The sequence below is a fragment of the Desulfogranum aggregans genome (genome assembly GCF_055398265.1).
The window spans coordinates 245,875-261,281 of record NZ_AP042447.1 but is presented as its reverse complement, the minus strand read 5'-3'; the positions used below and the strand labels follow the sequence as shown (position 1 = coordinate 261,281).

Genomic DNA, 15,407 nt, shown 5'->3' with positions numbered 1-15,407 from the left:
AGCTACATCTTTTCCGGAGCGCTGATACCTAGCAGGTGCAGGCCGTTACGAAATACGGTTTTCAGGCAATAACAGAGAAACAGACGTGCTTCACTCAGTTCTTTATTATCTGTTAACACTTTATGTTTATTATAAAAGCTATGGAATTGTCCAGCCAATTCCATCAGGTAGAAAATTACCCGATGGGGCGCGAGGTCTGCGGCGGCACCAGCCACCAGCTGTGGATAATCAGCCATAACCTTCAGCAGTCCGAACTCCTCTGCTTCCTGCAGCAGGTGTAGGTTAACCTCATTGCCGGCTCTGTAGCCCATCTGCTGTTCTTTTGCCTGTTTTTCTATGCTGCACAATCGGGCATGGGCATATTGTACATAGTAGACCGGGTTTTCCTGACTTTCTTTTTTCGCAAGATCCAGATCAAATTCAAGCTGACTGTCTGCTTTGCGCATTAGGAAGAAAAACCGCAGTGCATCTTCGCCAACTTCGTCGGCGAGTTCGTCAACAGTGACAAACGTCGCCTTGCGGGTGGACATTTTCACCTGCTTGCCGCCACGCAGCAGGGTGACGAACTGGTAGAGAACAACCGTTATAAGACTGTCGTCATACCCGAGAGCGCGAACGCCTGCCAACACATCGGGAACAGTGGCAATATGATCAGCGCCAAAGACGTTAATCATCCAATCAAAGCCACGCCGAAATTTTTCCCGGTGATAGGCAATATCTGGCAGACGATAGGTTGGCTCACCGCTGCTTTTGATGATGACCCGGTCCTGTTCCTGGCCAAAGGCACTGGTCTTAAACCATAAAGCCCCTTCTTTTTCATAGACAAGGTCCTGGGTTCGAAACTGGTCGACTACGTCTTCTATCTGCCCTTCCTCATACAGGGTATGCTCGTTGAAATAGCTGTCAAAGGTTATGCCTATACGCTTAAGGGTAGTGTCGATTTCCTTAAATATTGCTTGCTGAGCTCTATCCTTGAAGACGTCGACCGGGGCATCTCTGAAGGCTTCGCCGGCCTCATCGATCATAGCCTGGGCAATCTCGTAAATGTATTCTCCCTGATATCCGTCCTCGGGAAATTCGTTTTCAAGGCCCAATCGTTCCAGGTACCTGGCCTGGGTAGACTCCCCGAGAACCCGCATCTGTCGACCGGCATCGTTAAAGTAGTATTCCCGATGCACATTGTACCCGCTTGCCGCCAGCAGCCTGGCAATGGCATCACCGATGATTGCGTTGCGCCCATGCCCCACGGAAAGGGGACCGGTAGGATTGGCGCTGACGAACTCAACCAGTACCTTTTTCCCTGCACCGTTATCGCTGACACCAAACTGTTCATCTGCGGCGGCGATTTGCGGCAGGATGGACGCCCAGACATCTTTCTTGAGGAAAATATTGATAAACCCGGGGCCGGCAACCTCCCATTGTTCGACAATGGTCTCCTGAGCTGATGCCAGCTCTACAAAACGTGCGGCAATTTCTCGAGGATTTTTCTTTTCAATGCCCGCAGCCACCATGGCAAAGTTGGTTGAAAAATCACCTTGTCCTCCGTGCTTGGGAACTTCGACCGTATACCTATCGCGTAGATTCTCCCCCCACAGCTCTGCACTGACTCCTTGGGCAAAACAGCTATCAACAATCGCTTTTACTTGTGACCTTATCATAATTTTCTTTTCAACAAAGATGTTGTTACCCCTCCAGCATCTATCCGCACGCAGCAGGAAAAAACAACCAAGAAGCCGCGGAAAAGCCGTCGAATGCAGTTCGCCGGAACTGCGTAACAGTGCCAATTGTGTGTCTACACTATCCTTAGTCGATAAATTGCCGTTGATTCATATGGCCGAAAAGGCAGAGCACTTCATAACTGATAGTGCCCATCCATCCGGCAATTTCATCTGCGGTAATCTCTTCATCGCCCTGCCGTCCAAGCACCACCGCCTCATCCCCAACCCGCACCGGCCCTACATCCGTCACGTCAACCAGCGTCAGGTTCATGGATATCCTTCCGATCACCGGGGCGCGACAGCCATTGAGCAATACCTGCCCCCTATTCGACAGCACTCTTAGATAGCCGTCTTCATACCCCATGGGCAAAACAGCGATAGTCGTCGGCCTGGTGGTAACCATACTGTGCCCGTAACCGATTCCGACCCCAGCATCCACCGAGCGCACCTGGATGACCCTGCTACTGAACCGCATGGCGGGTTCCAATTTCGGTTCCTGTGCTGCTGACCTGCCGGCTTCACCATCCGGATAATATCCGTACAGGGAAATACCCGGTCGAACCATATCAAACTGAGCGCCGTTGACATACATCAAGCCGCCGGAATTGGCCAGGTGGCAGGTAAAAGGATGGGAGAGCTGCTCTTTCAACAACGCGACAGCCCGCAGGAAGGTGGCCACAACCTGATCGGATTGCCTGGAAGTAGGATCATCGGCCATGGGAAAATGAGCGAGAACCCCACCTGCCCACAGCCAGGGTCGAAGCTCAACCTCGCGCGCCAGGCGAACAATGTCTTTCGGCAGTGTTCCCTGCCGGCCCATACCTGCATCCAGTTTCAGGTGAACAGCTATCTTTTTCCCAACCCTACCGGCATGCGTGTCAAGGGCATCCAGGGCATCGCAGTCTGGAAGGACCGGAACAAGGTCAAATTCGACTGCCGTCTTTGCGGTCTGCGGAATGATGCCAGCAAGGACAAATACAGGCAGGGTAAACCCTGCCTGCCTCAGGGCAACGCCCTCAGCCACCTCCGCTACCCCGAGCGCTGCCGCACCTTCTTCTACAAACACCTGTGCGCACTCGATCATACCGTGCCCATAGCCGTCTGCTTTGACCATGGCCAGAATATCAGCACCACCTGCATGGTTCCGGCAGATAGCCATATTTTTTCTCAGTGCGCCGGCACTGACCACTACCCTGTTGAGTGATTCTTTCATGATCGCTTTTTACGGTACCAGGCCAACCAGCCGTGCCGGCTGGAAAAAAAGAGCGCCCAGCCTATGGCCACGTAGAGGGTTCCAAGTAGAGGCCTGGGCAGCATGCTCTGCCGCAGAAGTATGCCCAGCGCCATCATCATCATCACCAGCATCCATGACTTCCAGGAAAAAACTGCGCCAAGACAGGTGTTATCATCAAAACGTTCAATGCGCCTTACCGCATGCACGGCGACTTTATCAAGGATAAACAGCGCTTTGCAGGAACCAATGAGGAGGGCAATCGGCAACAGAAGAAAGCGGCTCTCATTATCCAGAAAGCGATACCCGCGAAAAACGAGCATCCACCCGATAACCGTCCACAGAAAGGGCGCAGCAAAAAGGTGAATGGAATGACTGACTCCAGGCTTGAACAAGAGACACGCACCAGACGCAGCAGAGGGACCAGCAGCATAGCGCTGCAGGTCCCTCTAAAACACGATAAGCCCACCCCGAAGCGGGATGGGCTTATACACTACCTGGCTATCGAAGAACGTAACTTATACTTCAGTTACCGTGATAGCTTCTTCAGGACAAACCTCAACGCAGGTTTCGCAACCCAGACACTCATCAGCTTCAACCGGCTCAGCTTTGCCGTCAACCATTTCAAATACCTGTGCAGGGCAAGCTGCTACGCATTCTTCATCGCCTGAACATTTATCTTTATCAACAACGATTTCCCACATGATTACAACCTCCAGAAAAAAATTAACCGTTACATGATGTAACACTGGTGCTTTAACCTTGGCCAGCAAGGTTGAAAAAGTAAAAAAAGTGACTCCCCTCTACCTGACCGCCCCGACTTTGTCAAGAGTATTCAGTTATGGTTTTTCACTCTTTTTCACTTTCCGGAGCACCTCCTGATAGAGGCCGATCTCCTCACCACCCCGGCGCCTATGGCAATCATGGTTTTTCCTATTGCCCAACCCGTAAGAAATGAATAACTTGTTGGGTCGTAACCTCAGCAAAATGGAATATATCACCTATGGCAACAAAGAAAAAATTGCACAACCCTCTTCACCAGCCGGAGCGCGGGGAACAGGCCATGATAGAGGCCATTCTTGAAGGCAGCCCGGACGGTGTGGGTGTGGCTGTTATCCGCCTGGATTGCGGCTGTAAAAAAATGGCCGCTGTCAGCAGCCAGGGAGAACCGGCTAGTAAAGTTGTGATGTATCGCGACAACGCGGAATCAATCTGTGACCAATGCAAGTCGGATAACGGCGATTTTATGCGGGTAGTCAAACAGTTTATCAGCTGGAAAACACCGGAACCGGATACCCATACGAAAAAGATGATAGTTGCAAAAGTACTTGGCACCGCCTCTTGAGGCCAACAGATATGTCACCGCCTAGGACACTTTGCTGCTTTTATTCACACACATTTTTCAATCCTGCACTGCCACTAAAAGAAAGAGGCCCACAACCTCAAATTGAAGTAGCACATTTATCCGACAGGATAAACAGCACACACATGCTGAAAGACAGCCCTAATTCGGAGGAAAACCCATGGCAGACAAAATTTATCGTGTAAATATGACCGATCTGAGCACCTCCATCGAGGACGTGCCGGCGGACTGGGCAGGGCATGGCGGCAGAGGACTTACTTCCACCATCGTGGCAGCAGAAGTAGAGCCGACCTGTCACCCCCTGGGAAAGAAAAATAAAATAGTCTTTGCCCCTGGACTGCTTTCCGGCACCACCGCAGCGAATTCCGGCCGCCTCTCCTGCGGGGCCAAGAGTCCGCTCACAGGCACCATCAAGGAAGCCAATGCCGGCGGCACTTCGGCCCAGCTGCTGGCCAGGATTGGGGTCAAGGCCCTGATCATTGAGGGACAACCCCAAGGCGATGCCTGGTACAACATCCACATAAGCGATGACGGCATCACCATCAATGAGGAAACAGAGTTGATCGGCAAAGGCAACTTTGCCGTGGCCGAAGCAGTAGAACAACGCTACACCAAGAAGACCGGCGTGATCACCATCGGCCCTGCCGGTGAAATGAAAATGGCGGCCGCCAATATCTCGATCAAGGATCCGGATTCTAAAATGCGCTCCAACGGCCGTGGTGGCCTGGGAGCGATATTAGGATCCAAAAAAGTAAAATTCATTTCCGTGGCTGAGACCTCGCGTAAAGTGGAGATTGCTGATCCCGAAGCCTTCAAAGCGGCAAACCGCACTTTTGCCAAGGCCCTGATTGACAATCCGATCAGCCAGGCACTCGGTCAGTACGGCACCAACGTGCTCGTCAATATCATCAATGAAGCCGGGGCACTGCCGACCCGTAACTTTTCTGCCGGTCAGTTTGAAGGCCACGAGAAGATCTCCGGTGAAACCATGCACGACACCATTGTCGCCCGCGGCGGCAAGCCCTCCCATAACTGTCATGCCGGCTGCGTGATCAAGTGCTCCCAGGTGTTCAACGGTCCGGACAATGAATACCGTACTTCCGGTTTTGAATACGAATCCATCTGGGCCCTTGGGGCCGATTGTGCAGTGGACAACCTGGACCACATTGCCGAGGCCGATAACCTGATGGACGACATCGGACTCGATTCCATTGAAACCCCTGTAGCCATAGGCGTGGCCATGGAAGCAGGCGTGCTCGAATTCGGCGACGGTGAGGGCATCATACGCATTCTCAAAGAAGAGGTGGCCAAGGGCACCCCACTTGGACGCATCATCGGCAACGGTGCCGGTTCTGTGGGCAGAGCTTTTGGCGTAACCCGGGTTCCGGTGGTTAAAAACCAGGCGATTCCCGCCTATGATCCGCGAGCGGTCAAAGGAATTGGCATCACCTACGCCACCTCCACCCAGGGTGCCGATCACACCATGGGCTACACCATTGCCACTAATATTCTTGGTGTCGGCGGCTCTCTGGATCCGCTCACCCATGAAGGCCAGGTGGAGCTTTCCCGGAATCTGCAGATAGCCACGGCGGCCATCGATTCCACCGGCATGTGCCTGTTCATTGCCTTTGCCGCCCTGGATGATGCCACCTGCCTGCCGGCCCTGATCGATATGATCAACGCCCGCTTTGGTATCAATCTGACCGCCGACGATGTCACCAATCTGGGCAAGCACATCCTGAAGGTCGAGCGTGCCTTCAACCAGGCTGCAGGATTCACCAACCTGGATGACAGGCTGCCAGAATTCTTTACCGAAGAGCCTATTGCACCGCACAACGTGGTGTGGGATTTTTCCGGTGAAGAAATCGACACCTTCTGGAACTTCTAATCCACATCGGAGTCAGGTGCATTCATGCCTGGCTCCGAAAACGCTTCTCAGGACACCGATGAAGGTTACAGTAAAACTCAATGCGCGATTTCGTGAAAATCGATTCATCAGCCAGGAACAGGACCTTCCCGAAGGGACGACTGTCCGCGATATTGCCACTGCGCTTGACATTGATACTGACGAGATAAGGGTGACCATGATCAACTCCCGCCACTGCCAGCTCGACCAGGTCGTGAAAGAAGGTGATCAGGTTGCTATTTTCCCGGCACTTGGTGGATAGACTGGGCGCGACCTGATTTACTCACTCTGCACTGCAGGGCCGAAACACCTCTTGCCCTGTGCGCAGCTAACCACCCCGGAGCCAGATGCAGTCGCCCCTGACTCCGGGAACTTTTATATTGACACCAATGAAAATTACAGTAAAACTCTTCGCGTATTTTCGGGATGATCGCTTCATCAGTCAGGAACAGGATCTTCCCGAAGGGACGACTGTCCGCGACATCATCACTGCCCTTGATATTGATATTGACGAGATAGGGGTGACCATGATCAACTCCCGCCACTGCCAGCTCGACCAGGCCGTGGAAGAAGGCAATCAGGTCGCTATTTTTCCGGCCATTGGTGGAGGGTGACCAACAATGACGTGTTGCTTGCCCTGTCCAATGTCTTTACCTCATTACGGCAGGCAACTCCTATGAAACGACTCCTCTCTGCTCTTTTTTTCCTCTCTATTTTTTGCACCTGTCACTGGACCCTGGCTTCCCAGGAAATCAAACTCGGCGTAGTCACTAAACCCGGCTCAGCACAGAATATTGCCGCTGGTAAATTCAAGGAGCTGCTTGAAAAGGCTTCCGGCGGCAAATACACGGTGAAGATTTATCATTCAAAGGCTCTCGGCAACGAGACCGAGATACTCCAGCAGATACAGATGGGCACCGTCCAGATGGGTGTCATCACCGTTGGACCGTTTGATACCTTTGCTCCCATTGTCCGGGTAATCAACTACCCATTTCTTTTTAAGGACAACCAGCAGGCCGATACCATTCTCGATGGTCCGCTGGGCGAGCAGATACTTACAGAACTTGAAACGGTAGGATTCAAAGGACTGGCGTTTTCGGAAAACGGCTTCAGGAACCTCACCAACAATGTGCGGCCTGTTACTTCAGCCGATGATGTCTCCGGATTGAAAATCAGGGTCATGGCCTCCCCTCTCCATAAATCAATCTGGCAGTCACTGGGAGCAAACCCGACGCCAATGCCCTGGCCCATATATTCCGAACTCGAACAGGGCGTTATCGACGGCCAGGAAAATCCCCTGTGGGTCATGGAAGTGTATAAATTCTACGAAGTACAACAATACATGACCATGTCTCGCCATGTGTATTCAGCCCACATCGATGTTGCATCCCTGCTGTGGTGGAAGACCCTTTCCCCTGAGGATCAACAGATGATCCAGGAGGCCATGTACCAAGCAGCGCTCTACCAGCGCAAGGACAACCGCGAAAAGGACGGGGCCCGTCTGGCGCTGCTCAAGGAAAAAGGCATGCAGATCGAGGAAAACCCCGCCATTGAATCCTTTCGCAACAAAGTCGCCAACCTGAAGGAAATGGATATCTATCAGGAGCCAAAGGTGCAGGGATTGCTGACCAAAATGCTGGAAGCTACCAGATAGCGTAATACTCCCGGTCCTTTGATGATGTGATCGATTTGATCCCGCTCCCTGTCTGGTCGACCGTTGCCCGTGTGCAAAAACAGCTGCGGGCAGCCTTAACCCCTGCCCGTTCGCGCTACCAATCGCCGTGATCCGTTACCTTCATACGTGGTGCCGCCTGGTAAACAGCTGCACGGAATACCTGCTTTTTTCTCTTGGCTTCTCCATGGCCCTCCTGGTTGCGGCGCAGGTTTTTTTTCGCTACGTCCTCAACAATTCAATTTTCTGGTCCGAAGAGCTCGCCAGGTACATGCTGGTATGGATTAGTTTCCTTGGCGCCACCACGGCCTATTACAGAGGACTCCACCCTGGCATTGACTGCCTTGTCGTCCGGCTCGCACCCGTAATGAAGCGCTGGGCCGGGCTGGGGGTCCATCTGGTTTCTCTGACGCTCTTTGGTGTTATAACCGTGGCCGGGGTACAGTTCGCCTATTTTATCCGCCATCAGATATCACCGGCCCTGGGTATTGAAAAATGGATCATCCTGGCGGTCATCCCAGTCAGCAGCACCATCCTCTTTGTCTACGCTCTCACTTTTTTTCTTGATCTCCTGCTGGGCGTCGATCATGACCAGTGAAATCCTGCTCATCTCTCTGCTGGCCCTTTTTGTCCTCAATGTACCAATCGCCATCAGTATCGGCGCCGCCTCGGTACTGGCGATCATGGCGCAGGGTGATTTTCCACTCATGATGATCGCCCAGCGGCTGTTCTCCGGCACCGACTCTTTTCACCTGATGGCCGTTCCGTTATTCATGTTCGCCGGTGTGCTGATGGATGCAGGGGGCATCAGCAAACGAATTATCGATTTTGCCAACGCCCTGGTCGGGTGGTTACCCGGCGGACTCGCTGCCGTCACTATTGTTTCGGCAATGTTTTTTGCCGGCATTTCCGGTTCTGCAGCAGCTGACGCCGCTGCAGTTGGAGCGGTCCTTATTCCAGCCATGAAAAAATCCGGATATTCGTCGGATTTTGCTGCTGCGGTGCAGGCTTCCGGGGGGTCCATAGGTGTTATTATCCCCCCTTCCATCCCGATGATTATTTTTGGTTTTCTCACCGGTGCCTCCATCGGTCAACTTTTTGCCGCCGGCATTCTACCCGGAATCCTCATCGGTTTTTCGCTGGTGGCCGTTTCCACCATCATCTCCATCCGTTACCGTTATGCGGCTACAACCCCATTCTCAGCTGCCCTGGTATGGAAAAATTTTCGCCGGGCACTGCTGGCATTGGGAGCACCGGTTATTATTCTCGGCGGCATACTGAGCGGCATCTTCACTGCCACCGAATCTGCTGCAGTAGCGGTAATGTATGCCCTGTTCACTGGTATGCTTGTCTACCGACAGCTTCGTCCGCGCGACCTTGTTCCGCTGTTTCGTGATGCTGCGGTCACCTCGTCGGTAGTCATGTTTATTATTGCCATGGCATCGATTTTCAGCTGGATCGCCGCCATAGAGAACATTCCCGAGCAACTGGCCTCTGGACTGCTCCAACTCACTGACAATCGAATTCTCCTTCTTCTGCTGATCAACCTTCTCCTCCTGGCGGCTGGCACCTTTGTCGAGACGACCGCAGCGCTGATCCTGCTTGTCCCCACCATCACCGCCATGCTGCCAATTCTGGGTATCGACCTCATCCAACTCGGTGTTATTGTCGTCACCAATCTGGCCATCGGCATGTTGACCCCACCCATGGGCATCTGTCTCATTGTCGCATCCTCCATTTCCGGCAATACCATCGGAGCGGTGAGCAGGCGCATCATCCCTTTTCTGTGCATCCTGCTGATCGATCTCCTCCTCATTACTTTTTATCCCCCGCTCACCATGTGGTTTGCCGGCTTTGTCGGTCATTGAACGCTGCCGGAACCGAGGAACGTACTCACCGTTTGCGTGTTTCAACGATCCTCCCCCTGCGTTTACCTGTGTTAATTTTCCATTAGACTTACTTTAGGCTTGCACTAACCTGCTCTTCCATGTGATATTGCATAATGCACAGTTTGCACAAAAAGGTTCTCTGTGGAGCAGATGTCGCGTACCACGCAAGAGGTGCACAGCGCAGTCTTGCCTCTACAGACAGCCGCTCATGCCCGCCGGTCGCCCGCCGAGGGCAATCGAAAGACCGCAACCAGACACTAGAGCATGGTTTACGAAGTCAAGGTCAATGAACTTGCCGAAGAATTCGGCGTTCATCGCAATACCATCAGGAACTGGATTAATTCCGGTACGCTTCCCGCGCAAAAAGCGCCAGGAAGAAGGTATGTCATTCAACAGGAAGACTATCTTAAACTCTGCGAAAAATTCGGCCGCAAACCCAAGATTGATATCCCGTCACGCCCCCGTGAAAACGAGTTCAATGGAAACACTCAGCCGAGAACCGCGGTCCAACCCATCCAGCTCAAACTGCATCAATCCGAGCGTCAACAGATCCCTGCGCTTGCTGCTACCTGCACGACCTGCGGAAGTTGCGCCAGCGCCTGTCCGCTTACCGGGGTAGACCGACTGGACCCCCGCAAAATTGTGCGCATGGCAGCCCTCGGCGTCCTGGAAGAGATCATCACCAGCGATTGGCCCTGGAAATGCACCCTGTGCGGGCGCTGCGAAGAGTCCTGTCCCATGAACATCGAAATTGTCGATCTTATGCGCATGTTGCGAGCTGGCCGGGACAACTCCAAGGTTCCCCACCCGATTCAGAAGGGACTCACCACCTGCCTGGAAAAAGGCAATAATCTTGGAATTCCTAAGGATGATTTTCTCGAACTTGTCCACGATTTAGGTGAAGAACTGGCAGAGACTACCTGCCCCGGGTTCACTACTCCCGTAGATGTTCGTGGCGCTCGCCTTCTGGTAACGGTTAACTCCAAAGAACCCTTTGTCCAGCCCGACGACATGACCTGGTGGTGGCGAATCTTTTACGCCGCCGGCGAGTCCTGGACAATTTCTTCTGAAAACTGGGAGGGGGTTAACTGGGGCCTGTATACAGGTGACGACAATGCCATGAAAACCATTGTCGAACGCATCGTCGATAACATGGAGCGACTCAACTGCAGAGCCCTCCTTCTGCCGGAATGCGGCCACGCCTATTACGCTACCAGGTACGGCCTGGAGAAGTGGTTTCCGGAGACATTGCAGAAGTTCACCATTTATTCGGTGTTTGACCTACTACTGGAATACATTCAGAGCAAACGCATCATTATTGACCCGACGGTCCACACCCAGTTGGCGACCCTCCATGATGCCTGCAACTATGGGAGAAAATCCCTCAAGACCTTTGGTCATGGCTATTTTGAAGAGGGAAGATCCATTGTTCGCACGTGCTGCAGCCAGTTCACAGAACTCGAACCCAACCGGCGTGACAATTACTGCTGCGGCGCAGGTGGCGGTGCCTGGGCAACGCCCTATGCAGCAGAGCGGACCTACTACGGAAAAGAAAAAGCCAGGCAGATACGTCAATCAGGGGCGCAATTGGTGGTGGTTTCCTGCCACAGCTGCAGAGATCAATTGGAAAAGTCCCTTGCCCGTGAATTTAATCTGAACATCGATGTCAAATACCTCTGGGAACTTGTATCCCAGGCCTTGGTGCTGCCTCAAAAACAATGAATACTACCATTCGCTCCCGTATCCACAGGTGGGCAAGCCTGAGTGCAGTACGGTCGCATCCCCATGGAAAGAGAGGTACCCTCAATGGTCAAGACTGATACAAAAGGCGCTGTGTTGGTCGTCGGCGGCGGGGTCTCCGGAATGCAAGCCGCGCTGGACTTAGCCGACTCAGGATTTTTCGTCCACCTGATCGAAAAGACAGGGGCAATTGGCGGCACCATGCCCCAGCTCGACAAAACCTTCCCCACCAACGACTGTTCGATGTGCATCATTGCCCCCAAGCTCGTCGAATGCAGCCGTCACCCGAATATTGACATCATGACCCTGAGCAAGGTTCTTGATGTTGAGGGTGAGGAGGGGAACTTCACCGTCCGGGTAAAGGAATATCCCCGCTACGTCAGCCAGGAGCGATGTATAGCCTGTGGCCTGTGCACCCAAGCATGCCCGATAAAGGTGGATGATCAGTTCAACGACAAATTGAGCTTTCGCAAAGCCATCTATATCAAATACCCACAGGCCGTTCCCCTCACCTACCAAATAGATCAGCAACACTGCCTGCAACTCAACGGCCAGGAAAGGTGCGGTGCCTGTGCCAAAATCTGCCCAGCTGAAGCCGTCGATTTCAATGACCGCGAGAAAAAACATACCCTGCACGTAGGCGCGATCATCCTGGCTCCTGGTTTTCGCTCTTTTGATCCGGGAAAAAGCAGGATCTGGGGATTTGGCAACTACCCCAACGTCGTCACCTCGTTGCAACTGGAAAGAATGCTGGCCTCCACCGGGCCCACAGGTGGCCGGCTTACCAGGCCTTCAGATGGAGGACCGGTGAGAAAAGTTGCCTTTTTCCAGTGCATAGGCAGTCGGGACAAAAACCGCAGCAATAATGAATACTGCTCCTCGGTCTGCTGCATGTGCGCCATTAAGGAGGCGGTGATAATCAAGGAACACCTGCCGGATGCGGAGGCGACCATTTACCATAGCGATGTTCGCACCCACGGCAAAGATTTCGACCGCTTCTTTATCCAGGCAAAAAACGAACACAACATTCACTTTATACGGGCCAAGATCCACGGCGTTCAACCCTATGACGACAGGGGTACCCTCCTTATCCATTATGCCAATGAAGAGGGCAGGCAGGTCGATCAGACCGTTGACCTGGTGGTTCTTTCCATCGGTATGGAGACCCCTGATTCAGCCATCAGGCTGGCAGAAAAAATGGGCGTGCATATCACCCCTGACCGCTTTGCCTCCATATCCGCATTCATGCCGGTTTCTTCATCCCAGAAAGGGGTATTTGTCTGCGGTGCCTTTAATGGTCCTCGCGACATTCCACAGTCGGTCATTGGTGGTTCTGCCGCCGCTGCCTGCGTTTCCATGCAACTTGCCCCAGCCCGGCATACTCAGACAAAGAATCCTGCCGCACCACCGCTGACCCCTCAGCATACGGAAAAAGTAAAAACCGGTGTATTCATCTGCCACTGCGGCTCAAATATCTCGAATGTCATCGACACGGATCTGCTTGCTGAATATGCCTCTACCCTTCCCGGGGTAGCGTACGTAGACCAGAACATGTTCGCCTGTGCTCAGGATACCCAGCAGTACATCGGCAACCAAGTCCGGGAAAAAAACCTTAATCGCATCGTCATAGCCGCCTGCAGCCCGCAGACTCACGAGCCGCTCTTTCGCAGGACCCTGCGTTCATCCGGCATAAATGAATACATGGTGGAAATGGCCAATATCCGCAATCAGGATGCGTGGGTTCACCGACACCATCCAAAAGAGGCGACGGAAAAGGCTAAAGACCTGATACGTATGGCAGTGGCCAAGGTAGGTCTCCAACAGCCGCTATTTCCTCTGCGCATCCCAGTGATCCCCACAGCGTTGATCATTGGTGGCGGGGTATCCGGCATAACCGCGGCACTCAATCTGGCCAGCCAGGGCATTGCGGTGCACCTGGTTGAGAAGTCGCGCCTGCTTGGCGGAAATGCCCTTCATCTTTTCCAAACCTGGAGCGGGGAACAGGTCCCCCAGTACCTCAAAGATCTGCAGGAACAGGTTTATGCGCAAAAAAACATCACTCTCCATCTGCAGTCTTCGGTGGTGCACTCGACCGGTCAGGCGGGTCATTTTACAAGCGCTATTCGTACGGCAAGCGGCAGGAAGAAAACCATCAAACACGGTGCAGTCATTCTCACCACAGGCGGTAAACGCTATATCCCGGAAGAGTTCGGATACGGTGAATTTCCCAATGTGGTCGCCTCGATCGAGTTCGACAAACTGCATATGCACAACGAGATGCGGGTAACCAACGGCAAAAACTTTGTCTTTATCCAATGCGTCGGCTCCCGAAACAAAGAGCGCCCCTACTGTTCCAAGTCCTGCTGCACCCACTCCATCCAAAGCGCCATCAAGTTGAAAAAAGAGGTTCCCTCCCGACGAATATACATTCTCTACCGGGAAATTCGAACCTATGGACAGCGGGAAAGGATCTACAACCAGGCGCGGGACATGGGCATACTTTTTATCAACTACGAGCAGCATGGACCTCCGGTGATTACTGAGGGCGAAAACGGTCTGGTGGTGACGACCCACGATCATGTGCTGCATAGACCGATGGCTATTGAGGCTGACATGGTCATTCTTGCCTCCGCCACCCTGCCAAACCCCGAAAGCGCCGAGCTTGCACGAATGTTCAAACTCCCGCTGGGCAAAGACGGGTTCTTTCAGGAAGCGCATGCCAAACTCCGACCGGTGGAGTTTCACACCAACGGCGTTTTTGTCGCCGGGCTCGCTCACTACCCCAAACCGATTGAAGAGTCCATCTCTCAAGCACTGGCGGCGGCCTCCAAAGCCACCGCGCTACTGACCAAGGAGAGCATCGAGCTGGACGCCATCATGGCCCACGTCGACCCTGAATTCTGCGATGGCTGCGGAATTTGCATAGATACCTGTCCGTACGAGGCAATCACCCTGGTTGAGCAGAAAGATGAGAACGGCAGGGAAACTAAGATCGTAGAGATTGACCCCGCTCTGTGCAAGGGATGCGGCATATGCCAGGGTGCCTGCCCAAAACGCGGGGTCAATATTACCGGTTATACCTATAATCAGCTGCTTGCACAAATAGACGCCGCCCTTGAAACCGACAAATCTTCATCAGCGCCTACGCCGCTGACGGACTAAGGCCATGGACACCACCGAATTAAAAATCATAGCTTTGTGCTGTAACTGGTGCTCCTATCCCGCTGCAGATCTGGCGGGAATTGCTCGCATACAGTATCCCTGCTCGGTTCGCATCATCCGTGTCATGTGTTCGGGAATGGTCCATCCGGAAATGGTTCTCCACGCACTCGACCACGGAGCCGATGGAGTAATGCTCATAGGATGCCATCTCGGTGAGTGTCACTACCAGGATGGCAACCACAAAGCGCTCGCACGCATGGAAATCCTGGAAGAACTGCTGACTGACTGTGGATACAGTAAAGACCAGGTGCAGCTTATCTGGGTCTCGGCAAACGAAGCCAACGCTTTCGTTGACGCGGTCTACGAAATGAATGAACGCCTGCTTGAGTTGAAAGAATCAACTTCGCCAGGCACGGTCGCCAAGAACGAGAAGCAACACGCCCAATAGAGACGATGACAGAAAGAAAACGAAAGAAAAAAGTGCGCAAACCGGTCCGGGCTGAATGCCCCGGCTGCGCTTGCGGCTATGTGGGACACATGACGGCTGACGAGCTGAAAGAGCGTGCCGCCCTTGACGATGTGGACCTGGCCTGTCCGGCGTGCGGCCTGATTCACCTGAGCAGGGAAGAAATAGACGAACTGGAACAGCATCGAATCGTCGATTCTCCGCGCTACAAAGAGATCAGAAAAGAGGCAGAGGCACTCAGGTAGTGCCAGTAATATACA

General features: G+C 53.1%; 15 protein-coding genes. 11 read left to right on the top strand and 4 right to left on the bottom strand.

The window, feature by feature from the left end; all coding sequences use genetic code 11:
• Positions 1-2 precede the first annotated feature (2 nt).
• From argS to ACZ52Z_RS01170, 4 genes are all read right to left on the bottom strand, one after another.
• Complete coding sequence (gene argS, locus ACZ52Z_RS01185; RefSeq protein ID WP_464268935.1) at positions 3-1,658, bottom strand: arginine--tRNA ligase; 1,656 nt, start codon at positions 1,656-1,658, stop codon at positions 3-5.
• Between the two features lie 145 nt (positions 1,659-1,803).
• The gene (gene alr, locus ACZ52Z_RS01180) at positions 1,804-2,931 is read right to left on the bottom strand and encodes an alanine racemase (protein WP_464268934.1); all 1,128 of its coding nucleotides are present in this window, start codon (positions 2,929-2,931) and stop codon (positions 1,804-1,806) included.
• Entirely contained in the window at positions 2,928-3,344 is a 417-nt protein-coding gene (locus tag ACZ52Z_RS01175) for a hypothetical protein (protein ID WP_464268933.1), read from the bottom strand. The genes alr and ACZ52Z_RS01175 overlap by 4 nt, the downstream gene beginning before the upstream one ends.
• Positions 3,345-3,467: 123 nt before the next feature.
• Positions 3,468-3,653, bottom strand: a complete 186-nt coding sequence (locus ACZ52Z_RS01170) for an indolepyruvate ferredoxin oxidoreductase subunit alpha (RefSeq protein ID WP_464268932.1) — start codon at positions 3,651-3,653, stop codon at positions 3,468-3,470.
• Positions 3,654-3,952: 299 nt separating this feature from the next.
• Between ACZ52Z_RS01170 and ACZ52Z_RS01165 the strand changes: the two genes are divergently transcribed.
• From ACZ52Z_RS01165 to ACZ52Z_RS01115, 11 genes are all read left to right on the top strand, one after another.
• Entirely contained in the window at positions 3,953-4,294 is a 342-nt protein-coding gene (locus ACZ52Z_RS01165) for a hypothetical protein (protein ID WP_464268931.1), read from the top strand.
• Positions 4,295-4,472: 178 nt separating this feature from the next.
• The gene (locus ACZ52Z_RS01160; protein WP_464268930.1) at positions 4,473-6,200 is read left to right on the top strand and encodes an aldehyde ferredoxin oxidoreductase family protein; all 1,728 of its coding nucleotides are present in this window, start codon (positions 4,473-4,475) and stop codon (positions 6,198-6,200) included.
• A 58-nt stretch (positions 6,201-6,258) separates the two neighbouring features.
• On the top strand, positions 6,259-6,480 hold the full coding sequence (locus ACZ52Z_RS01155; RefSeq protein WP_464268929.1) for a MoaD/ThiS family protein: 222 nt from the start codon (positions 6,259-6,261) through the stop codon (positions 6,478-6,480).
• Between the two features lie 127 nt (positions 6,481-6,607).
• On the top strand, positions 6,608-6,832 hold the full coding sequence (locus ACZ52Z_RS01150) for a MoaD/ThiS family protein (RefSeq protein WP_464268928.1): 225 nt from the start codon (positions 6,608-6,610) through the stop codon (positions 6,830-6,832).
• A complete protein-coding gene (locus ACZ52Z_RS01145) occupies positions 6,829-7,872 on the top strand; it encodes a TRAP transporter substrate-binding protein (RefSeq protein ID WP_464268927.1) in 1,044 nt (347 codons plus the stop codon). Before ACZ52Z_RS01150 ends, ACZ52Z_RS01145 begins: the two co-directional genes overlap by 4 nt.
• A 127-nt stretch (positions 7,873-7,999) precedes the next feature.
• Positions 8,000-8,488 (top strand): TRAP transporter small permease, encoded by a 489-nt coding sequence (locus ACZ52Z_RS01140; protein WP_464268926.1) that lies wholly within the window; start codon positions 8,000-8,002, stop codon positions 8,486-8,488.
• Positions 8,478-9,758, top strand: coding sequence for a TRAP transporter large permease (locus ACZ52Z_RS01135; RefSeq protein WP_464268925.1), 1,281 nt, complete (start codon positions 8,478-8,480; stop codon positions 9,756-9,758). The genes ACZ52Z_RS01140 and ACZ52Z_RS01135 overlap by 11 nt, the downstream gene beginning before the upstream one ends.
• 285 nt (positions 9,759-10,043) lie before the next feature.
• Positions 10,044-11,501: a (Fe-S)-binding protein gene (locus ACZ52Z_RS01130; protein ID WP_464268924.1), complete on the top strand. Its 1,458-nt coding sequence runs from the start codon at positions 10,044-10,046 to the stop codon at positions 11,499-11,501.
• Positions 11,502-11,585: 84 nt separating this feature from the next.
• On the top strand, positions 11,586-14,681 hold the full coding sequence (locus ACZ52Z_RS01125; protein WP_464268923.1) for an FAD-dependent oxidoreductase: 3,096 nt from the start codon (positions 11,586-11,588) through the stop codon (positions 14,679-14,681).
• A 4-nt stretch (positions 14,682-14,685) separates the two neighbouring features.
• Positions 14,686-15,129: a hydrogenase iron-sulfur subunit gene (locus tag ACZ52Z_RS01120; protein ID WP_464268922.1), complete on the top strand. Its 444-nt coding sequence runs from the start codon at positions 14,686-14,688 to the stop codon at positions 15,127-15,129.
• Between the two features lie 5 nt (positions 15,130-15,134).
• Positions 15,135-15,392, top strand: coding sequence for a hypothetical protein (locus tag ACZ52Z_RS01115; protein ID WP_464268921.1), 258 nt, complete (start codon positions 15,135-15,137; stop codon positions 15,390-15,392).
• The last annotated feature ends 15 nt before the right edge of the window (positions 15,393-15,407 follow it).